This window comes from Erwinia sp. 9145, from assembly GCF_000745075.1.
Taxonomy (GTDB): domain Bacteria; phylum Pseudomonadota; class Gammaproteobacteria; order Enterobacterales; family Enterobacteriaceae; genus Erwinia; species Erwinia oleae.
On sequence record NZ_JQNE01000001.1, the window covers coordinates 321,496 to 342,051 of the forward strand.

The window sequence follows — 20,556 nt, forward strand, 5'->3', positions numbered from 1 at the left end:
CATGAGCCTGAGTCCCGCACGGCGACACCGCCAGCGCATTCAGGCAGAACAGGCCGCCCGTCCGGGCGGCAGTGTTCGCCATGCCAGCGGCTATGACCTGATGCTGATGCAGCTGGGTGAAGACCGGCGCCGCCTGAAAGGCATCCAGTCCACGGTCAAAAAAGCAGAAATCAAGGTTGAAGTGCTGCCGAAGTATACCGCCTGGGTGGAGGGCGTGCTGGCCGCCGATGGCGCACAGCAGGATGACGTGCTGATGTACGTGATGCTCTGGCGGATCGATGCCGGTGATTATGCCGGTGCGCTGGAGATTGGTCGCCATGCCCTGCGCCACGGCTGGGTGATGCCGCCGGGCTTTAACCGGAACGTGCAGACGCTGCTCACCGAGGAAATGGCCGACGCGGCGAAAGCGGCTTTGCTGGCTGGCGTACCGTTTGATGCCGCGCTGCTGCTGCAGACGCTGGATGTGATCGGCGATATGGATATGCCGGACCAGTCACGCGCGCGCCTGCACAAATCCATCGGGCTGGTACTGCGTGATGGCCAGCCTGTTTCTGCGATGAACCATCTGCAGCAAGCCATGCAGCTTGACGAGCGCTGCGGTGTGAAAAAAGACATTGAGCAGTTGGAGCGGAAAATCCGCAAGGCCAGCTGAAAACCGGACGTGCCAACGCGCGGGGCGGCACGGGGTGAAGACAGGCAGAGCCTGACCTGACCCCCGTCCACCGCCCGACTAATCAGGAGAATGCAGCAATGAAATTCGTTGCGCCGGAGCAGGCACCGGACACGCCGGACATTATCGAAAACACCTTTTTCTGGCCGGACATCGGCCTGGCCGACTTTCGCGAGTCAATGCGTCTGGACGGCACCGTGACCGCCGCCCGCCTGCGTCAGGTGGTACTGACCGCCATCGCGGAGGTGAACGCAGAGCTTTACGGCTTCCGGGAGCATCAGCAGCGGCTGGGCTATGCCCTGCTGGCCGACGTGCCGGCGGAAAAGCTGGCCGGACACAGCCAACGGGTACACCACTACCGTAACGCGGTGATGTGCTGGACGCGGGCGGTGCTGAACGAACGCTATCAGGATTTTGACGCCACGGCGTCAGGCGTGAAGCGTGGCGAGGCGCTGAACGATACCACCGGGGATTTATGGCGGGATGCCCGCTGGGCCATCAGTCGGGTGCGGGATGCACCACACAGCATTGTGGAGCTTATCTGATGAAAGTGCGTGCGCAGCAGCATGACACGGTGGACGCGATTTGCTGGCGTCATTACGGGCGAACGCAGGGACTGACGGAGCAGATTCTGCAGGCCAATCCGGGGCTGGCCGTTTACGGTCCCGTCTTACCTCACGGGCTGGAAATTGAGCTGCCGGACATCGCGCCGGCGGCCACCGTCCAGACCGTTCAGCTTTGGGACTGAATCATGACAACCGAACGTATCAGCGCCTTTATCGCCTACAGCATGGCGGTAGTAATGGGCTGGCTGGGGCAATGGGATTTACAGGAGGTTGCCACGCTGCTGGGCATGGTGCTTGGCGTGGGAATGTTTCTGGTGAGCTGGTATTACCGGCGCAAAACTTTCCAACTGCTGGTCAGCGGAAAAATCAGCCGGAGTGAATATGAGTCTGCAAACCGTTAAGCGCTGTGCCGTCGGTGCGGTGCTGGTAATAGTGGCGCTGCTGCCGGGCTTTCAGCAGCTGCAGACGTCGGTTGAGGGACTGGCGCTGATTGCCGATTACGAAGGGTGTCGCCTGCAACCTTACCAGTGCAGCGCCGGCGTCTGGACGGACGGGATCGGCAATACGCGCGGCGTGGTGCCGGGGAAAACCATCACGGAACGGCAGGCGGCACAGGGCTTTATCAGTAACGTACTCAGGATCGAGGCGGCGCTGGCGCGCTGCGTGCCGGTGACCATGCCGCAACCGGTATACGACGCGCTGGTGTCGTTCGCGTTCAACGTCGGCACCGGCAACGCCTGCGGCTCAACGCTGGTCAGGCTGCTGAAAGAAAAGCGCTGGCGTGAGGCGTGCCGGCAGCTGCCGCGCTGGGTGTACGTTAACGGCGTGGTCAGTCAGGGGCTGGAAAACCGGCGTGCGCGTGAGCTGGCATGGTGTCTGAAAGGCGCCGCGTCATGATGCGCACGCTGGTGATGGTGGCACTGCTGCTGGCCGCGCTGGGCCTGCAGTCGTGGCGACTCGGTAACGCTAAGGAGCAAATCGACACGCAGAAGGCCGCACTGAAAAGCCGTGAGGCGCAGCTGGCACGGAAAAACAGCCAGCTGATGGCCCTGAACATCCTTACGCAAACCAACAGCCGGGAACAGATGCGGCTCTATGCCGCTGCCGAAAACACCGCCGGACTGCTGCAAAAGCGCCAGCGCCGGATCGAGGAACTGACACGTGAAAATGAAGACTTCCGCCGCTGGGCTGCTGCCGCTCTGCCTGATACTGCTTTCCGGCTGCGCAGCAGACCGGCCATCACCGGAGGTCACTCTTACCGTGACTGGCTGTCCACGGATAACCCGTTGTCACCTGCCGCCGTCCGCACCGCAAAGTAACGGCGACCTGCTTCGCGTGCTGGATGAAACAGAGGCCGCCTGGGCCAGCTGTGCGGACAAGGTGGACACAATCGTGACCTGTCAGGAAAAAGACAATGAACAAGCCGCAATCCTTACGCAACGCGCTGAATAAATCCGTGGCCTACGTCCGGGAAAACCCGGACCGGCTGCACCTGTTCGTGGATAACGGCTCACTGGTTGCCACCGGCGCCGCGTCCATCTCATGGGAATACCGCTACACGCTTAACGTGGTGGTGACCGATTTCACCGGTGACCAGAATCTGCTGATGGCGCCGATCCTGTTCTGGCTGCGGGATAACCAGCCGGACATGCTGCACAATGCCGGTGAGCGGGAAAAGCTGTTTACGTTCGAAGTGGATATTCTCGGCAACGGTGCCTGCGATTTGAGCCTGAACCTCACGCTGACGGAACGGGTGATCGCGCGCGAGGTTAACGGCAGTATGCAGGTGGAAGCCGTGCCGGAACCGGATGCGCCGGAAGAAAACTGGACGTCATCACATGAGTGAACTGCATGAGGTGGACGCCTGGCTGGCGGCGCTGCTGGCGAAACTGGAACCGGCGCAGCGGAAACAGATGTTGCGTAACTTGGCGCGGGACGTGCGCTGTATTCAGCAGCAGAACATCACCGCACAGCGCAGCCCGGACGGCACTGCCTGGGAGCCGCGCCGGGTGACGGCCCGCACAAAAAAAGGGCGGATAAAGCGCAGGATGTTTATGAAGCTGAAAACGGCAAAATATCTGAAGGCTACGGCCAGTGCTAACAGCGCCATAGTTGCATTCGATACGAGTGTTCAGCGTGTCGCACGTGTACATCACTATGGACTTAGAGACAAAGTGAATCGGAAGGGTAAAAAAGTAAGATATGCTAAGCGCCCGCTATTAGGATTCGCTCAAAAATCAATTGAAATTATTTATCATCATTTGATATTAAACATGTAAATTTAATGAGCACTAACAATTTTTTAAAAAAAATCCCCGTATAAAGCCATTTGTGACTAACATCACAAAACCCTCCTAAATAATTACTTTTTTATAAGATTAATACGATAACGTATTTTAAGTCATTGTTTATTTTAACCTTTTAAAAATTACGCATAAGAAGTTTTTTAATATTATAAAAACCATTTGCATTAAAATTAGAGATGTAAATTTTCACTATGCGGATTTAAATGCTAAAATAAAATTTCAAAATAGTATTTCTATCTGTTAATTTAATTTTTTACGACCACTTAATCTTAATTTATCCTTATCAATTAAATTTTAGTGATGAATTATTTTTTTATAAGTAGTATCACAGTTGTTATACTACTCTTGGAGATAAAAAATGATTGTTGGACTATTTTTAAGATATTTTAAAATTTATAGTGGAACTAACTACATCCCATTAAGTAGTGGTGATAATTTTTGCGGAATTATAGGTAATAATGGAATTGGAAAAAGTTCCGTTTTAGAAGCACTGGACTGCTTATTAAACAATAAGACTTGGAATGTAAATGCTGGGTTTAGAAAAGCTTCTCATTCAACTTCTTTGCCACATATCGTCCCTTTGTACCTGATTAAGCGAGACGATATCCCAGATGAACTTAGCAATAAAGCTCAAGAGCTAAATGATCTTGTGCTGAATTTTAATGATAAATCTGCTGGCATTACTATTACTCCTACAACCCGGTATCTTTATGCCAGCTTTTCAGCTCATATAAAAAAAATAAGAAGAAATTTAGATCTTGATGATTATTATTTAATCCCTATTGGGGTTAATAAGGAAGGTGCTTTACATTTATCCATTTTAAACAGTAAGCTTCTTGCTGAATTGATTTGTTGTGAAATGGATGAAGACAGTAAGGTATCAGAAAAGGAAATTAATCAGAGGTATGGTGAGTTAAATGTGCTCTTAAAGAACAAGCATCAATATATCTATATACCAAAAGATATAGATCCAGAGTCCTTTACTAAATTAGAGACCACTGAAATACAAAAGTTAATGGGGGAAAGTCTAGAGGAGATAATAAAAGATAAAATAAAGGATGAAACCATTGATAGAATTAATAATGACCTAACTAGCTTCATAAGTGAAATAGAAACCGAACTAGTAGATTATAGCTATAGGATGAGCGGAGGGAAGCAATTCAGACTAAAAAGAAGAGATGTATACAATTTAATCATAGAGGCATTTTTCAAAGTCAGGAAAATAAATAAGAAGAAATCATCAACTTGGATTGAAATATCTGCTTTAAGTTCTGGTGAGAAGCAAAGGGCAATAATAGATATTGCCTACGGATTTTTAACTAACCATAATCAAAATGGAAAGGATTTAATTATTGCTCTTGATGAGCCTGAAAGTTCATTACATATGTCAGCTTGTTTTGAGCAATTCGAGAAATTATACAAAATCAGTAAAAACTGTAAACAATTAATCTTCACATCTCATTGGTATGGTTATTTGCCTACCATAGAAAGTGGTTGCACAACGTCAATTATTGAAAAAGAAAGTGGCGAACATCATTTTGAACTTCTCGACCTTGAAAGTTACAGGGAGGAGATAAAGCAGAAAGTTAAAGGGGCTAATATTAAACTGCCTTATGATATTAGGCTAAAAAGTATAAACGATCTTATACAATCTATCATATCAAGCACCATTTCTGATCCTCATTACAATTGGTTAATTTGCGAAGGAACCACTGAAAAGAAATATTTATCCTATTATTTAAGCGAGTTAGTAAGGATGCATAGACTGAGAATAATACCGGTAGGCGGTGCTGTTGAAGTTAAAAAAATATACAAGTATCTCGAAGCTTCTCATGAGGATATTAAAAGGGATATGAAGGGGAAGGTTTTTCTTTTGTCAGATACAGATGCCGAATTGGTTAGTTATGAAACGATAAAATCCAATGTAATTTACTGTAAGAGACTCATAAATCATTCTTCACTGAATGAAACCCAACTAGTAGATATGGAATCTATAAAAGTTTCTCCTGCTACGGAAATAGAGCACTGTTTAAACGGAAATTCATTTTTGAAAGCATTAAACGGTTTTATCCCTGATCATCCTTATCTTCAGGGATTAGTACAGGGGAAGTCATCTAATGGAAATGAATCATCGTATTTTGCCTTAAATTTAACTCCTAAAGATAATCAGCTTCTTGATAACTTTTTTAATTCAGATGGCATGAAGTATGCCTTTGCAAAGGCTTATCTAATGGAAGAGGACTTTTCTACAACTCCTATGCCTCCATGGATTTCTGAGATTTCGACATTTTTTACTGATTCATAAGTACAAAATCTGGTTGTGCCATCAGTGGCACAACCAGATTGTATTCCTGCCAAGAAAATTTATATTCATATTAGTTTATATGAATATAAACCTTACCGAAATCATGCGCCTTATCACCAACCTTATCCGCACCGGCACCGTCTCGGAAGTGGATAAGGTTAACTGGCTGTGCCGGGTGAAAACGGGCGACCTTGAAACCAACTGGATCAACTGGCTGACGCTGCGTGCCGGCAGTTCGCGCATATGGTGGAAACCAACCGTGGGTGAGCAGGTTGTGCTGCTGAGCCTCGGCGGCAACCTCGAAACTGCCTTTGCGCTGCCCGCGATTTACTCCGACACATTCCCGCCGCCTTCCGACTCGGAAGACGGCAGCGTCACCGCATACCCGGACGGTGGCTGGTTTGAATATGACCCCGCCCGCCAGCTATGGCTGATTAAGGGCGTGCAAAACATCGTGATTGAAGGTGCGGAAAACATGACGCTCAACACGCAGCGGTTTGTGCTCAACGCCGAGCAGGCCGACATCAATGCGGCGGTGACCATTAAGGGCAGTGTAACCCAGACCGGCGGCACACTGAGTTCAAACGGTGTTGTGCTGGACGCGCACAAACATGGCGGCGTGAAATTCGGTGTCGATGTGTCAGGAGGCCCGCAGTGATGTATCTCGGCATGAATCAGCAGACCGGCCAGGCGTTGACGGACACCGATCATATTCGGCAGTCCGTGCGCGACATTCTGCTAACCCCACAGGGAAGCCGCCTTGCGCGCCGGGAATATGGCTCTTTGCTGTTTGCACTGACGGACCAGCCGCAGAACGACGCGCTGAATCTGCAACTGATGGCCGCTATCTACTCTGCGCTGAGCCGCTGGGAACCGCGCATTAAGCTGAGTGCCATTCAGATAAAGCGGAACTATGACGGGTCGCTGCAGGTGGACCTGTCCGGCCAGCGTGCGGACGGCTCGCCGCTTGCCATGAACGTCTCAACGGGAGGAAACAGTGGCGGTAATTGATCTCTCACAGCTGCCGGCGCCGGAAGTGGTGGAGGTGCCGGATTTTGAATCTTTACTGACGGAACGCAAAACAGCGTTTATTGCGCTTTATCCGGCAGACCAGCAGGACGCGGTGAGGCGCACGCTCGCGCTGGAGTCGGAGCCGGTCGTCAAGCTGTTGCAGGAGAGTACGTACCGTGAAATCCTGCTGCGCCAGCGCATCAATGAGGCCGCGCAGGCGGTGATGGTGGCCTATGCACTCGGCAGCGATCTGGACCAGCTCGCCGCCAATTACAACCTGAGTCGCCTGGTGGTGACGCCTGCTGACACCGAAGCCGTTCCGCCGGTTGACGCGGTGATGGAAACGGACGACGCCCTGCGTCTGCGGGTGCCGGATGCATTTGAAGGGCTGAGCATGGCCGGGCCAAAGGCGGCCTATGAGTTCCGCGCCAAAAGTGCGGACGGGCGCGTTTCTGATGTGTCCGCGACCAGCCCCGCTCCGGCGGAAGTGCTGATCACTGTGCTTGGCCGGGAGAACGACGGTACGCCACCGGCTGATCTGCTGGCCGTAGTGGACAAGGCGCTGAACGATGAAAGCGTGCGCCCCGTCGCTGACCGCGTGACAGTGCAGGGGGCGACGATTTTCCCGTATCGCGTGGAAGCCAGGCTGCACCTCTTTGACGGCGTGATGGCCGGTCCGTGTCTGGCGGCAGCAAATGACGCGCTGGCGGCTTACCTCACGGAGCAAAACCGGCTGGGCCGCAGCATTCGTCAGGATTCTTACGGCGCCGTGCTGCGTGTGGCCGGGGTGGACTGGGTGGAAATCATTGAACCGGCCAGCGACATCATCATGGACCGCACGCAGGCGGGCCACTGCACCGGCACGCAGGTAACGGTGGCGGATGATGTCGGGGTGATCGTATGAGTGAGACGGATCGCCTTTTACCGCCGGGTTCGTCAGCGCTCGAGCGCAGGCTGGCAGCCGCATGCAGTGACCTGTCCGGGCTGGATGTGCCGCTGCGTGCGCTGTGGAGTCCGGCAGCGTGTCCGGTATCCTTTCTGCCGTATCTCGCCTGGGCCTTCTCGGTTGACCGCTGGGATGAAAGTTGGGCTGAAAGCGTCAAGCGGCGCGTCGTACAGGACGCGTTTTATATCCATCAGCACAAAGGCACGACCAGCGCCATCCGCCGCGTGGTGGAGCCGTTCGGCTTTATGATCCGCATCCTTGAGTGGTGGCAGACCGGCGAGGCGCCGGGTACGTTCCGGCTGGATATTGGCGTACAGGACCAGGGCATCACGGAAGAAACTTATCAGGAGCTGGAACGCCTGATAAGCGACGCGCGCCCGTGCAGCCGCCATATGCTGGGAATGTCCATCAACCTGCAGAGCAGTGGCCAGTTTTTTACCGGCGCCGCCAGTTATGACGGTGACGATCTCACCGTTTACCCGTACACACCTGATGTTATCTCCGTCAGCGGCCAGTCTTACGCGGGCGCGGCGGTTCACATACTCGATCTGCTGGAAGTGGGACCATGACACAAAAATTTTATGCAATCGTGACGAATCTCGGCGCGGCAAAAATTGCCAATGCCGTCTCACTCGGCATAAGACTGGACATCACGCACATGGCCGTTGGCGACGGTGGCGGCACGCTGCCGACGCCAAACGCCGCACAGACGAAACTGGTTAACGAGGTCAGGCGCGCGGCGCTTAACTCGCTCACCGTTGATGCGGCCAACAACAGCCAGATTATTGCTGAGCAGGTTATCCCTGAAACAGAAGGTGGATTCTGGATCAGGGAAATGGGCCTTTTCGATGCGGACGGCACGCTGATTGCCGTGTGCAATACCGCTGAAACCTATAAGCCGCAGCTGCAGGAAGGCAGCGGACGCACACAGCGTCTGCGAATGCTGATTATTGTCAGCAGCACCGACGCTGTCACGCTGAAAGTAGACCCGTCCGTGGTACTGGCAACGCGCCAGTATGTGGATGAAAAAGTGATCGAGGTGAAGACATATGCTGACAGCCTGATGGCGGCGCATCTGAAAGCCGCAGATCCGCACACGCAGTATGCGCCGAAGGCCAGCCCGACATTCACCGGCACGCCAGAGGCGCCAACGCCTGCTGCCGGTAACAGCTCAACGCAGCTCGCCACCACGGCATTTGTGAGTGCAGCCCTTGCGGCACTCGCCGGGAGTGCACCGGCGACACTGGACACGCTGAAAGAAATTGCTGAGGCGCTGGACAACGATCCGGCCTTCTCTGCAACGATGCTCAACAGGCTGGCCGGAAAAATGGACATTGCCAAAAATGGCGCGGATATTGCCGACGTATCAGCGTTTATCGCCAATATCGGACTGGGTGATGCGAAGTATGTGATTAACCGTGGCAGGAATGTGAACGGCACGTTTGAAATCTGGAACGACGGCACCATTATTATGTCCGGTTCCAGCGGTGCGCCGGTGTCCGGAGTGTTAACCATCACGTACCCGATCCAGCTGCCCGGCAGCAAATCTCCAACAATCCAGATCACTGACATGATTTCAAGTGATCCGGGTAACACGTCTAACATTCACCAGACCATCCTCATTGCCTCGTCCATCTCGCGGACAGGATTTTCAATCCGTCAGCGTTCTACCAATGGGGTGGTGCCTGCGAATGGTTTTCTATGGAGTGCCAGCTATGCGCCTGTTTAATCCGGTAACCCTGACAGAAGTTATCCCCGGCCTGCATGACACGTCGCAGGCGACCGGACTGCCCGACGATCACTGGTTTTTTACATATGATTATCTGCCTGATGGAATGGCGCTGGCCGTCAATGAGGCTGGCGAACCGGCACTTGAAAAAATCGACACATCACACGTGAAATAATCATTCATACGACACGGCAGCCAGGCCTGATTGCCGGGTTGCCTTGTGCCATTCCCTGCACAATGTCTGCCGGGTGCACCGGAAGCCGTCTCATTTCACCATAGCAAAACCCCTTAACAGGAGATTTGCTACATGGCGCAGGATTATCACCACGGCGTGCGCGTTACCGAAATTAACGAAGGCACCCGCTCCATTTCAACGGTAAGCACCGCTGTCGTCGGCATGGTCTGTACCGCAGACGATGCCGACACGGCCACCTTTCCGCTGAATAAACCCGTTTTACTTACCGATGTACTGACCGCCAGCGGCAAAGCAGGCGAGTCCGGCACGCTTGCGCGCGCGCTGGATGCGATTGCTGACCAGGCAAAACCGGTCACCGTCGTTGTGCGCGTGGCGCAGGGTGAAAGTGAAGCAGAAACCACGTCCAACATCATCGGCGGCGTCACCGCCGAAGGTAAACGCACCGGCATGAAAGCGCTGCTGGCCGCGCAGGCGCAGCTGGGGGTGAAACCCCGCATCCTTGGCGTACCCGGTCACGACACAAAGGCGGTGGCAACGGAGTTGTTGTCCGTCGCGCAGAGTCTGCGCGGCTTCGCCTATCTGGCGGCGTACGGCTGTAAAACGGTGGAGGACGTCATTGCCTATCGCGACAACTTCAGCCAGCGGGAAGGGATGCTTATCTGGCCTGATTTCATCAACTTTGACACCGTGCTGAACGCGGACGCAACGGCGTATGCCACCGCCCGCGCGCTCGGTCTGCGCGCAAAAATCGATGAACAAACCGGCTGGCATAAAACCCTGTCAAACGTCGGCGTGAACGGCGTGACCGGTATTTCCGCTGATGTGTTCTGGGATTTGCAGGACCCGGCCACCGATGCGGGCCTGCTGAACCAGAACGATATCACCACGCTTATCCGTCAGGACGGCTTTCGCTTCTGGGGTTCCCGCTGCCTGAGTGACGATCCGCTTTTCGCCTTTGAAAACTACACCCGTACGGCGCAGGTGCTGGCCGATACGATGGCAGAAGCGCAGATGTGGGCGGTTGACGGCGCGCTGAATCCGTCACTGGCCCGCGACATCATCGAAAGTATTCGTGCGAAATTGCGCAGCCTGGTCAGTCAGGGTTATCTCACCGGCGCGGACTGCTGGCTGGATGCCAGCGTGAATGACAGGGACACGCTCAAGGCAGGCAAACTGATTATTGATTACGACTACACGCCGGTGCCGCCGCTGGAAAACCTGATGCTGCGCCAGCGCATCACTGATCAGTATCTGGTCGATTTCGCCAGCCGTGTCAGCGCATAAGGAGACAGACAGATGGCATTACCCCGTAAGCTCAAACACCTGAACCTGTTTAACGCCGGTAATAACTGGCAGGGGCTGGTCGAGTCGCTGACCCTGCCCAAAATCACCCGCAAGTTTGAGAAGTATCGCGGCGGCGGCATGGCCGGTGCGGTGGATATTGATATGGGCCTGGACGACGGCGCGCTGGATACAGAATTTACCATCGGTGGCACCGAGGCACTGCTGTTTAAACAGATGGGCGTTGAAACCGTGGACGGCGTGCAGCTGCGCTTTACCGGTTCGATCCAGCGTGACGACACCGGCGAAGTCCAGGCGGTGGAACTGGTCATTCGCGGGCGTCACAAGGAGCTGGATTCCGGTGAGTGGAAAACCGGCGAGTCCAGCACCACCAAAGTGTCCGGCACCAACACCTACGCGAAGCTGACCATCAATAACGAGGTGCTCTACGAAATCGATCTGGTCAACATGATCCACACCGTGGACGGCAAAGACCTGATGGAAGCGCACCGTAGCGCGCTCGGCCTCTGATAACAGCGGCAGGGGAGCCCCTGCCGGTGTCCCTTACTTCATTCAGGAACTGAAAAATGACGGAAAAGAAAACTGACGCGGCAACGCAGGAAAAAAACATCACGCTGGACACACCTTTGCAGCGTGGAAAGGAAACCATCACCACCATAATGCTGCGCAAGCCGCAGTCCGGCTCCCTGCGCGGTACCCGCCTCCAGGCGCTGATGGATATGGATGTAAACGCGATGATGGTTGTGCTGCCGCGTATTTCAGTGCCCGCGCTCCTGCCGCATGAAATCAACGAAATGGACCCGGCGGATCTGCTGTCGCTGTCCGTGGAGGTGGTCACTTTTTTGTTGCCGAAGTCGGTGCTGTCGGATTTCCCGACGGCCTGACGGTGGACGATCTGGTGGCGGATATCGCCACTGTATTTCACTGGCCGCCCTCCGCAACGGAACACATGCCACTGACGGAGGTGCTGGAGTGGCGGCACAGGGCGGTTTTACGCAGCGGAGCCGGTGACGATGAGTAATACAAACCTGCGTTTGCAGGTGGTGCTTAACGCGGTGGATAAAATAACCCGCCCTTTCAAAAATGCACAGGCTGGCTCAAAGGAGCTGGCCGCCGCGCTGAAGGCCAGCAAAGACGGCCTGAAATCCCTCAACGAACAGGCCGGACGCATTGACGGCTTTCGTAAAACGCGCTCGCAACTTGCCATTACGGAAAAGAATCTGGCCGCTGCCCGACAGGAAGCCGCGCAGCTGGCAACGCAGTTTGCCGCCACGAACCGGCCCACGGCGCAGCAGGCGAAGCTGCTGGCGCAGGCAAAAAGCCGGGCGGGCGAATTACAGCGGACTTATAACGGGCTGCGCCTGTCAGTACAGCGCCAGCGTGAGGCGCTTAACGCAGCGGGGATCGATACGAAGCAACTGAGCGCCGCGCAGCGACGCCTGCGCGCGGATGCGAACGGGGCCAGCGCAGCGATTGCGCGTCAGCAGGCTGAGCTGAGAAAGCTGGGTGAACGCCAGCAGAAACTGAGCGCTATCCGGGCACGGCATGAAAAAACCATGAGCCTGCGCAACAGCCTGGCCGGAAACGGGGCGGGTATGTTGGCAACCGGCGTGACCACCGGTATGACCATGATGGTGCCGGTGCGTGCTTATTCAGAGTCAGAGGACGCGTCCACGCAGCTTGCCGCCTCGCTTATGGGGCCGGGTGCAAAGGTCGCGCCGGAGTTTGAAAAAATCAACCGGCTGGCCGTGAGCCTTGGCGACAAACTGCCCGGCACCACGGCGGACTTTCAGAACATGATGACCATGCTGCGCCGCCAGGGTATGAGCGCGCAGGTGATCTTGGGCGGGCTGGGAGAGGCAACAGCTTATCTCGGCGTACAGTTGAAAATGGCACCAACCGACGCGGCGGAGTTTGCGGCGAAGTTGCAGGATGCCACGCAGACCTCTGAACAGGACATGATGCGGCTGACTGACATCATTCAGAAGGGATTTTATGCAGGCGTGGACCCGAACAACATGCTGCAGGGGTACGCAAAAATTGGCAGCGCGATGGACATCATCAAAATGAAAGGACTTGATGCCGCTAAAACGTTTGCGCCGTTGCTGGTAATGGCCGATCAGTCGAGCATGGCGGGCGAGTCAGCGGGGAATGCATACCGCAAGGTTTTTCAGGGAATGATGAACGCGGACAAGATTAAGGGCGTTAATCAGGATCTGAAAGTAAGCGGCGTAAGCTTTGACTTCACCAATGGTAAAGGTGAATTTGGCGGTATCGACAGGATGTATCGGCAACTGGCGCAACTGAAAAAATTAACCACGCAGCAACGCCTGACCACGCTGAAGGATATGTTTGGCGACGATGCAGAGACGCTGCAGGTGTTGAACATACTGATCAGCAAGGGCATTGATGGTTACCGGGAAACGGCCGCAAAGCTGGAGAATCAGGCATCGCTGCGCGAAAGGGTGGATGCCTCGCTGAATACCCTTGGCAACAAGTGGGAAGCGGCGACTGGATCATTTACTAACTCAATGGCCGCCATCGGCGAAACCGTTGCGCCCGCGCTGAAACAGCTGGCCGACTGGCTCGGCGATCTGGCCGGTAAACTCGGTGCGTTTGTGAAGCAGCACCCGCAACTGACGGCAGGGCTGTTTAAGCTGGCGGCAGTGTTTGTTATTGCTGCCACGGCACTTGGCGCGCTGTCGCTGGCAGCGTCGGCCATCCTCGGCCCGCTGGCATTGCTGCGCATGAGCTGTGGGGTGTTGGGCATCAAAGCCGTCAGTGCATTCGGCCTGATTCGTGGAGCAATGGGTATCGTGGGCAACGGTGTTTTGTGGCTGGGGCGGCTGATGTACGCCAATCCCATTCTGGCCATTATCGGCCTGATTGCTGCCGCTGCGCTCTATATCTGGCAAAACTGGGACACACTGGGGCCGAAGTTCGCCGCGCTGTGGGATGCCATCAGCAGCAAAGTGAGCAGCGTGTGGACCGCCATCCGCACCTACCTGAGCACAAAATGGGCTGAGATTGTCGCCGATGTCCGGGCGCTGCCCGCCCGCTTTCAGGAGGCAGGTTCACAGATGATTGACGGCCTGCTGGCGGGCGTCAGCCAGAAATGGGACATGTTGAAAAACAAACTGACCTCGCTGACGGATTACCTGCCGGACTTTCTGAAGCCCGGCGGAGACAAGTCCGGCGCGCCGGTACTGCCGGGACGCAGCCCACAGTCCGCCTCCGGCTTTGCCGGTCTGTACGACAGCGGCGGGTTTATTCCGTCCGGGCAGTTTGGCATCGCGGGCGAAAACGGCCCGGAGCTTATAAACGGCCCGGCACACATCACCAGCCGTAGTCGCACCGCGAGGCTGGCCGCACTGGCCGCGCTGACGCTGGGCGGCGCAGCCGGGACCGCTGAGGCGAAGCCACTGCACCCTTTGAGCCTGCCCGCACAGGCTTACCGGCAGGAAGCACCACGCCAGCAGGCGCAGGTAAACGCGCCGCCCGTCAGCATTCATGCCCCCATCACTATTGTGCAGCAGCCGGGGCAGAATGCGCAGGACGTGGTGACGGAAGTCATGCGCAGGCTGGAGGCAAAAGAGCGGCAGGCGCAGTCACGCGCCCGCAGCAGTTACCACGACCGGGGAGGATTTGACGCATGATGATGACGCTGGGCCTGTTTGTTTTTATGCTGCAGACGGTGCCTTATCAGGCGCTGCAACACCAGCGCAGCTGGCGCTTTCCGGCCAGCGGTCGCGTGGGCATTCGTCCGTCCCTGCAGTTTCTCGGTCCCGATAACGACACGCTGACCTTATCCGGCGTGCTGCTGCCGGAAATCACCGGCGGCAGGCTGTCGCTGCTGGCACTGGAGCAGATTGCAGAGCTGGGCCGCGCCTGGCCGCTGATTGAAGGCAGCGGCACCATTTACGGCATGTTCGTGATCGAAAGCCTGAGCCAGACGAAAGCGGAGTTTTTCCGCGACGGCACCTGCCGGCGGATTGAGTTCACGCTGACGCTGAAACGCACGGATGAATCGCTGGGGGAAATGTTCGGCAGCCTGAACGACCAGCTGACGGCCATGAAAGGCGCGGCTGCGACTGCCGCCGGCAAGCTGACCGCCGCAGCGGGAGGTTTGTTCTCATGATGGCCGCACAGTGGATAAACGGCCAGAAGAATTCCCCGGCGTTCAGGCTGACGCTGGAGGGCGCCGACATCACGCAGAAAATTGAGCGGCGGCTTATCAGCCTGACGCTCACCGATAACCGGGGATTTGAGGCGGATCAGCTGGACGTTGAACTGGATGATGCGGACGGCCAGCTGCAGCTGCCGCGCCGGGGCGTGTCTCTCACGCTGGCACTGGGCTGGCAGGGTGAGGCGCTTTTTGTCAAAGGCTCGTACACCGTGGACGAGATTGAACACACCGGCACGCCTGACCGGCTGGTGTTGCGGGCGCGCAGTGCCGATTTTCGCGAAACGCTGAACATCAGGCGTGAGAAATCATGGCACCGGACCACCGTGGGCGACATGGTTAAGGACATAGCCAGCCGGCACAAGCTGAAAACGGCGCTGGGTGATGACATGGCGAAAATGCAGATTGACCATCTTGACCAGACCAACGAATCAGACGCCAGCTTTCTGATGCGGCTGGCGCAGCAGTGCGGCGCCACTGCCTGCATCAAGGAGGGCAACCTGCTGTTTATCCGTCAGGGTCAGGGCAGGCGGGCCAGCGGTAAGGCGCTGCCGGTTATCACGCTGCAACGCCGCGACGGCGACAGCCACCGGTTTACCCTGGCTGACCGCGACGCTTACACCGGCGTGATCGCCAGCTGGCTGCACACCCGCGAACCCGCAAAAAAGCCGGTGGCAAAAGTGAAACGCAGGCGCAAAACCCCGGCGAAGAAAAAGGAACCGGAGGCGAAACAGGGAGATTATCTGATTGGCACTGATGAAAACGTGCTGGTGCTGAGCCGCACCTATGCCAACCGGAGCAATGCGGAACGGGCTGCTAAAACGCAGTGGGAGCGACTGCAACGCGGCGTTGCCTCATTCTCTCTGCAGCTGGCGCGGGGGCGCGCCGATCTCTATACGGAAATGCCGGTGAAGGTCAGCGGTTTTAAACAGCCGATTGATGGCGCCGAGTGGATTATCACCACGCTGACGCACAGCCTGACGGCTGACAGCGGCTATACGACCAGCATTGATCTTGAAGTAAAAGTAGACGCGCTTGAAATGGAATAAGAGCTACCCCAAAATGGTTTGTTTATGTATTATTTATCTCAATTGTGATTAGGGGCGTTGAAAAAATGATGAATTGTCCGGTGTGTGGAAATGCAGCGCATACGCGTAGCAGCACTCAGATTTCAAAAGAAACGAAAGAACGTTATAACCAGTGCCAGAACATAAATTGCAGTTGCACATTTAAATCGCTGGAAACTGTGTCAGCTATCATTACTCAGCCTGCAAAAGTAAATCCGGTGCCGCCGCATCCCGACAGGAGGCTGCAAGGTGCGTTATGGCTTTAGAATTTGACCCGCTTAGCGGGTTTTTTTATAGCTTTAGAAAAAAAAGCTGCTGCCACTTTGCTGCCAATGGCGAATACAGAAAACAAAAAAGCCACCTCGAAGGTGGCTTAATATCATGATTTTAAAGCTAAAATTTGGTGGCCCCTACTGGACTTGAACCAGTGACCAAGCGATTATGAGTCGCGTGCTCTAACCAACTGAGCTAAGGGGCCTGCGGCGCAGGATTATAATGTAACTTCATGGTGCAATCCAGCGTTAAACAACCAGTTGCTGATTTTTAAACCATCATGGCTTACTGTGTAACCCGGTGAAATGCCATCTTTTTCTCCCCGCCGCGACGACAGCCCAGAAAGGAGTGCACATGAGTAATAACACCCGCGAGCAGCAGGCGGAAAGCCGTCGCCAAAAAATGGCAATGCTGATCGGCGAGCTGGCGCCTGAAAATGGTTACACTCAATCGTTGCTCGACGACGTGCGCTTTTTGCGATCCGATCTGCCGCTGGAGCACACGCCGGTACTTTATGAGCCGTCGATTGTCATCGTGTGCCAGGGGCGCAAGCGCGGTTTTCTTGGCGATGCGGTTTACCTCTACGATGCCCAACACTTTTTGGTGGTGGCGGTGCCGCTGCCTTTTATCAGCCAGACGGAAGCTTCCAGCGAAGAGCCAATGCTGGCGGTGGCGATCCGCCTGGATCTTCAGGCTCTGGCCGATCTGCTTATCTCGCTGGATATCGCGCCGATGCGCGATTGTCCACCTGCGGGCATGCACTCGACCGCGCTGGATGAAACGCTTGGCGACTGCGTGCTGCGCCTGCTTGATGTGCTGCGCTCGGCACAGGAGGGCAAAATTCTGGGGCCGGGCCTGCTACGCGAGATTTATTACCGCGTGCTGATGGGCGAGCAGGGCGCAATGTTACGGGCGGCGCTGGGCCAGCAGGGTTATTTTGCACAGGTGGGACGCGCGCTACATATTTTACAGACGCGCTATCGTGAACGTCTTGAAGTGGCGGATCTGGCGCGGGAAGTGGGAATGAGCGTCGCCGTGTTTCATGCGCATTTTAAAACCGTCACGCAAAGCTCGCCGATGCAGTATCTGAAGTCAACGCGCCTTCATCAGGCGCGGCTGCTGATGGTGCGGGGCGGCTTTTCGGCCGCCGCCGCCGCGGTGGATGTCGGCTATGAAAGCCCTTCGCAGTTCAGTCGGGAATTTAAGCGCTTCTTTGGCCGCAGTCCGGTGCAGGAAGCGCGCTATATGAAAGAGGTTCTGCGGCTTTCGCCCGCCGTGTCATCGGCGGAACGGGCTGCATCGTAAACCTCAGTGCGGGCTGGCGGTGGGGCGGATAATCATCTCGCTGACGTCCACGTCGTCCGGCTGGCCAATAGCCCAGGCGACCGCACGGGCAATCGCTTCAGGTTCGAGCGCAACGTTGCGCCAGCTTTTCATTGCTTCGCGCGCGGTAGCGTCCGAAATAGTGTCCGCCAACTCCGACGTCACCACGCCGGGCGAAATTACCGTCACGCGCAGTTTATCCGTTTCCTGCCGCAGCCCATCTGAAATGGCCCGCACGGCAAATTTCGTGGCGCAGTAGACCGCTGCCGTGGGTGAAGCCGACAGCCCGCCGATAGACGAAATATTAATAATGTGACCGTGCTGCTGTGCCTCCATCAGCGGCTGAGCCGCAGCGATACCGTGGAGCACGCCGCGAATATTCACGTCGATCATGCGGTTCCACTCATCAACCTTGCGCGATGAGAGCGGCGAGAGCGGCATGACGCCCGCATTATTCACTATCACATCCAGCCCGCCGAAACGCTGCTTCGCCTCGGCAACGAAATCCTCCATGCTGGCGAGGGTAGTCACGTCCAGCGCCTTATAAAAGGCGTGGCCGCCCGCTTCACGAATTGCGTCGACCAGTTTTTCCAGCCGATCGGTGCGTCGCGCACCAACCAGTACGCGCGCGCCGCTGGCGGCCAACACGCGTGCCGTGGCTTCGCCGATGCCGCTGCTGGCGCCGGTGATAGCAACAATTTTACCGTTGAGTTCAGACACAGGACTCTCCTTACAGATAAACGTCGACGGCCTCTCCGTCGACAGCATCAAGCGTAAAGAAGAACCCGGACGCTGCGAATATCCGGGACTCTTAAGGCCTTGCCTGTTTCTCTTTAAATCACCTCAGACGCGACGATCTATTGAAGGCGTCATCCTTTCTGCGCCTCCGGCGCGAAAGGTCGCTGTTTTCACGCAGTGATTCAATCACTTTCATCATGCTGAAACATAAGGCGAGGTAAACTACCGCACGCTGAGCCTGAAGAGGTTTTACAACGTCTGTCGGCAAGAATAACGATTGCTTGCAATATCTACGCGCGTAGATACAATGTCGACGTTGTAAAATTCACGGTGCTTGACGTTTGTCAGCTCGCTAAGATCATCGTTGCCTCACGTTATAGAGTTGATTGGTTAATGAAAACCAACAGATGTGAAGGCAATAGCCGGATTCCAACACCAGGGAATTTGATATCGATCTTTAGTTTGGCTTAGCAAAATAACGTCCTCACTGGCGAAGCACTCTCCTGATAAAGGACTGGCCAGGGAAGGCAAATAAAAACCTCTCATACCATGGAATTTTCATGTCCACACAACACGAGCTTCAGCAAGGTTCGGCGGCGGATGAGCGTCTGAACACCCCGGAAGGGCGCAAGGATTTCTGGCAGGCAACGCTCTCCTGCTGGCTGGGAACGGCAATGGAGTATGCGGACTTCGCGCTCTATGGTCTGGCGGCCGGCATCATTTTTGGCGACGTTTTCTTTCCTGAAGCCACTCCGGCGATGGCGCTCCTCTCAAGCTTTGCTACCTGGTCCGTCGGTTTTATCGCGCGGCCCATTGGCGCGCTTTTCTTTGGCTGGCTCGGCGATCGTAAAGGACGCCGGGTAGTGATGTTCTCCACCATCATCCTGATGGGCGCCTCCACCACGTTAATCGGTCTGATCCCTGGCTATGCCTCTATCGGCGTATGGGCGCCTGTCTGTCTGGTGCTGCTGCGCTTTAGCCAGGGGTTTGGCGCCGGGGCAGAATTGTCCGGCGGCACGGTTACGCTGGGCGAATACGCACCGGCAAACAAGCGCGGTCTGGTTTCCTCCATTATCGCGCTGGGATCGAACAGCGGTACGCTGATTGCTTCGCTGGTCTGGCTGGCGGTGGTGCAGATGGAGCCGCAGTCGTTGCAGGAGTGGGGTTGGCGCATTCCTTTCCTTTGTAGCTCACTGATTGCGCTGGCGGCGCTGTGGATCCGTCGTCATCTGAAAGAGACGCCGGTATTTGAACGTAAAAAAGCGGAAATGGAGGCCCGGCGCCATCAGCAGGCGCTCGCGCAGCCTCGCGACACCCGCAGTTTCTGGCAGCGTAGCCGTTCGTTTCTGGTGATGATTGGCCTGCGTATCGGCGAAAACGGCCCCTCTTACCTGGCGCAGGGTTTTATCATTGGCTACGTGGTGAAGGTGCTGGCGGTGGATAAATCCGTTGCCACCACGGCAGTATTTATTGCTTCGCTGCTGGGCTTCCTGATCATTCCGTTTGCCGGCTGGCTGTCCGACCGCTTTGGTCGCCGCGTAACCTATCGCGGCTTCTGCCTGCTGCTGATGATCTATGCGTTTCCGGCGTTTATGCTGCTCGATTCACGTGAGCCGGTTATTGTGATTTCAACCATTGTTGTCGGCATGGGGCTGGCCTCGCTGGGTATTTTTGGCGTGCAGGCCGCGTGGGGCGTGGAGCTGTTCGGCGTCAACCACCGCTATACTAAAATGGCGACGGCGAAAGAGGTGGGATCGATCCTTTCCGGCGGAACGGCACCGCTGGTCGCGGCCGGGCTGCTCTCCTGGACCGGGCACTGGTGGGCGATTGCCGCCTACTTTGCCATCATGGCGGCGATCGGTTTTCTGACAACCTTTGTCGCGCCGGAAACGCGCGGGCGCGATCTTAACGCGCCGGAAGATGCTATCTGACGATGGACAG

The 20,556-nt window shown here is 55.6% G+C and carries 27 protein-coding genes and 1 tRNA gene; 26 read left to right on the forward strand and 2 right to left on the reverse strand.

Annotated features, from left to right (window positions below; all coding sequences use genetic code 11):
• The first annotated feature begins 1 nt into the window (after position 1).
• The 24 genes from FA91_RS01605 (at position 2) to FA91_RS20255 (ending at position 16,547) form a co-directional block, all read left to right on the forward strand.
• A complete protein-coding gene (locus tag FA91_RS01605; RefSeq protein ID WP_034911953.1) occupies positions 2-652 on the forward strand; it encodes a terminase endonuclease subunit in 651 nt (216 codons plus the stop codon).
• A gap of 98 nt (positions 653-750) precedes the next feature.
• Complete coding sequence (locus FA91_RS01610) at positions 751-1,215, forward strand: head completion/stabilization protein (RefSeq protein ID WP_034911956.1); 465 nt, start codon at positions 751-753, stop codon at positions 1,213-1,215.
• Positions 1,215-1,418, forward strand: a complete 204-nt coding sequence (locus tag FA91_RS01615) for a tail protein X (protein WP_034911959.1) — start codon at positions 1,215-1,217, stop codon at positions 1,416-1,418. The genes FA91_RS01610 and FA91_RS01615 overlap by 1 nt, the downstream gene beginning before the upstream one ends.
• Positions 1,419-1,421: 3 nt before the next feature.
• Entirely contained in the window at positions 1,422-1,637 is a 216-nt protein-coding gene (locus FA91_RS01620) for an HP1 family phage holin (protein WP_034911961.1), read from the forward strand.
• On the forward strand, positions 1,618-2,133 hold the full coding sequence (locus FA91_RS01625) for a lysozyme (RefSeq protein WP_034911964.1): 516 nt from the start codon (positions 1,618-1,620) through the stop codon (positions 2,131-2,133). Before FA91_RS01620 ends, FA91_RS01625 begins: the two co-directional genes overlap by 20 nt.
• Positions 2,133-2,555, forward strand: a complete 423-nt coding sequence (gene lysB, locus FA91_RS01630) for an Rz-like lysis system protein LysB (RefSeq protein ID WP_034918804.1) — start codon at positions 2,133-2,135, stop codon at positions 2,553-2,555. Before FA91_RS01625 ends, lysB begins: the two co-directional genes overlap by 1 nt.
• Positions 2,446-2,688, forward strand: a complete 243-nt coding sequence (lysC, locus tag FA91_RS21265) for an Rz1-like lysis system protein LysC (RefSeq protein ID WP_231566791.1) — start codon at positions 2,446-2,448, stop codon at positions 2,686-2,688. The genes lysB and lysC overlap by 110 nt, the downstream gene beginning before the upstream one ends.
• Positions 2,651-3,082: a phage tail protein gene (locus tag FA91_RS01635; RefSeq protein WP_034911965.1), complete on the forward strand. Its 432-nt coding sequence runs from the start codon at positions 2,651-2,653 to the stop codon at positions 3,080-3,082. Before lysC ends, FA91_RS01635 begins: the two co-directional genes overlap by 38 nt.
• Entirely contained in the window at positions 3,075-3,515 is a 441-nt protein-coding gene (locus tag FA91_RS01640; RefSeq protein ID WP_034911968.1) for a phage virion morphogenesis protein, read from the forward strand. The genes FA91_RS01635 and FA91_RS01640 overlap by 8 nt, the downstream gene beginning before the upstream one ends.
• A gap of 385 nt (positions 3,516-3,900) precedes the next feature.
• Complete coding sequence (locus FA91_RS01645) at positions 3,901-5,847, forward strand: AAA family ATPase (RefSeq protein WP_034911971.1); 1,947 nt, start codon at positions 3,901-3,903, stop codon at positions 5,845-5,847.
• A 79-nt stretch (positions 5,848-5,926) separates the two neighbouring features.
• A complete protein-coding gene (locus tag FA91_RS01650) occupies positions 5,927-6,505 on the forward strand; it encodes a phage baseplate assembly protein V (RefSeq protein ID WP_034911973.1) in 579 nt (192 codons plus the stop codon).
• Positions 6,505-6,858 (forward strand): GPW/gp25 family protein, encoded by a 354-nt coding sequence (locus FA91_RS01655; RefSeq protein WP_034911974.1) that lies wholly within the window; start codon positions 6,505-6,507, stop codon positions 6,856-6,858. Before FA91_RS01650 ends, FA91_RS01655 begins: the two co-directional genes overlap by 1 nt.
• Positions 6,845-7,762: a baseplate J/gp47 family protein gene (locus FA91_RS01660; protein WP_034911976.1), complete on the forward strand. Its 918-nt coding sequence runs from the start codon at positions 6,845-6,847 to the stop codon at positions 7,760-7,762. Before FA91_RS01655 ends, FA91_RS01660 begins: the two co-directional genes overlap by 14 nt.
• A complete protein-coding gene (locus FA91_RS01665; protein WP_034911978.1) occupies positions 7,759-8,373 on the forward strand; it encodes a phage tail protein I in 615 nt (204 codons plus the stop codon). The genes FA91_RS01660 and FA91_RS01665 overlap by 4 nt, the downstream gene beginning before the upstream one ends.
• The gene (locus FA91_RS01670; RefSeq protein ID WP_034911981.1) at positions 8,370-9,533 is read left to right on the forward strand and encodes a phage tail protein; all 1,164 of its coding nucleotides are present in this window, start codon (positions 8,370-8,372) and stop codon (positions 9,531-9,533) included. Before FA91_RS01665 ends, FA91_RS01670 begins: the two co-directional genes overlap by 4 nt.
• Positions 9,520-9,708 (forward strand): hypothetical protein, encoded by a 189-nt coding sequence (locus FA91_RS01675; protein WP_034911984.1) that lies wholly within the window; start codon positions 9,520-9,522, stop codon positions 9,706-9,708. The genes FA91_RS01670 and FA91_RS01675 overlap by 14 nt, the downstream gene beginning before the upstream one ends.
• Positions 9,709-9,840: 132 nt before the next feature.
• Positions 9,841-11,013, forward strand: coding sequence for a phage tail sheath protein (locus FA91_RS01680; RefSeq protein ID WP_034911985.1), 1,173 nt, complete (start codon positions 9,841-9,843; stop codon positions 11,011-11,013).
• Between the two features lie 12 nt (positions 11,014-11,025).
• The gene (locus FA91_RS01685) at positions 11,026-11,541 is read left to right on the forward strand and encodes a phage major tail tube protein (RefSeq protein WP_034911988.1); all 516 of its coding nucleotides are present in this window, start codon (positions 11,026-11,028) and stop codon (positions 11,539-11,541) included.
• A gap of 56 nt (positions 11,542-11,597) precedes the next feature.
• The gene (locus FA91_RS01690; RefSeq protein ID WP_034911990.1) at positions 11,598-11,915 is read left to right on the forward strand and encodes a phage tail assembly protein; all 318 of its coding nucleotides are present in this window, start codon (positions 11,598-11,600) and stop codon (positions 11,913-11,915) included.
• A gap of 14 nt (positions 11,916-11,929) precedes the next feature.
• The gene (locus FA91_RS01695) at positions 11,930-12,052 is read left to right on the forward strand and encodes a GpE family phage tail protein (protein WP_034918807.1); all 123 of its coding nucleotides are present in this window, start codon (positions 11,930-11,932) and stop codon (positions 12,050-12,052) included.
• Positions 12,045-14,687, forward strand: coding sequence for a phage tail tape measure protein (locus FA91_RS01700; protein ID WP_034911993.1), 2,643 nt, complete (start codon positions 12,045-12,047; stop codon positions 14,685-14,687). The genes FA91_RS01695 and FA91_RS01700 overlap by 8 nt, the downstream gene beginning before the upstream one ends.
• The gene (locus FA91_RS01705) at positions 14,684-15,169 is read left to right on the forward strand and encodes a phage tail protein (RefSeq protein ID WP_034911995.1); all 486 of its coding nucleotides are present in this window, start codon (positions 14,684-14,686) and stop codon (positions 15,167-15,169) included. Before FA91_RS01700 ends, FA91_RS01705 begins: the two co-directional genes overlap by 4 nt.
• A complete protein-coding gene (locus FA91_RS01710; protein ID WP_034911996.1) occupies positions 15,166-16,263 on the forward strand; it encodes a phage late control D family protein in 1,098 nt (365 codons plus the stop codon). The genes FA91_RS01705 and FA91_RS01710 overlap by 4 nt, the downstream gene beginning before the upstream one ends.
• Positions 16,264-16,328: 65 nt before the next feature.
• A complete protein-coding gene (locus FA91_RS20255; protein WP_072032274.1) occupies positions 16,329-16,547 on the forward strand; it encodes an ogr/Delta-like zinc finger family protein in 219 nt (72 codons plus the stop codon).
• 135 nt (positions 16,548-16,682) lie between these two features.
• Here FA91_RS20255 and FA91_RS01715 read toward each other — a convergent pair.
• Positions 16,683-16,759, reverse strand: a tRNA-Ile gene (locus FA91_RS01715).
• A 149-nt stretch (positions 16,760-16,908) separates the two neighbouring features.
• Here FA91_RS01715 and FA91_RS01720 point away from each other — a divergent pair.
• Positions 16,909-17,859: an AraC family transcriptional regulator gene (locus FA91_RS01720; protein ID WP_051936946.1), complete on the forward strand. Its 951-nt coding sequence runs from the start codon at positions 16,909-16,911 to the stop codon at positions 17,857-17,859.
• Positions 17,860-17,862: 3 nt separating this feature from the next.
• Here FA91_RS01720 and FA91_RS01725 read toward each other — a convergent pair whose 3' ends face one another.
• Positions 17,863-18,645, reverse strand: coding sequence for an SDR family oxidoreductase (locus tag FA91_RS01725; RefSeq protein ID WP_197060510.1), 783 nt, complete (start codon positions 18,643-18,645; stop codon positions 17,863-17,865).
• 530 nt (positions 18,646-19,175) lie between these two features.
• On the opposite strand from FA91_RS01725, the gene FA91_RS01730 reads away from it, so the two are divergent.
• Positions 19,176-20,546, forward strand: coding sequence for an MFS transporter (locus FA91_RS01730; RefSeq protein ID WP_034912001.1), 1,371 nt, complete (start codon positions 19,176-19,178; stop codon positions 20,544-20,546).
• Positions 20,547-20,556 lie beyond the last annotated feature (10 nt).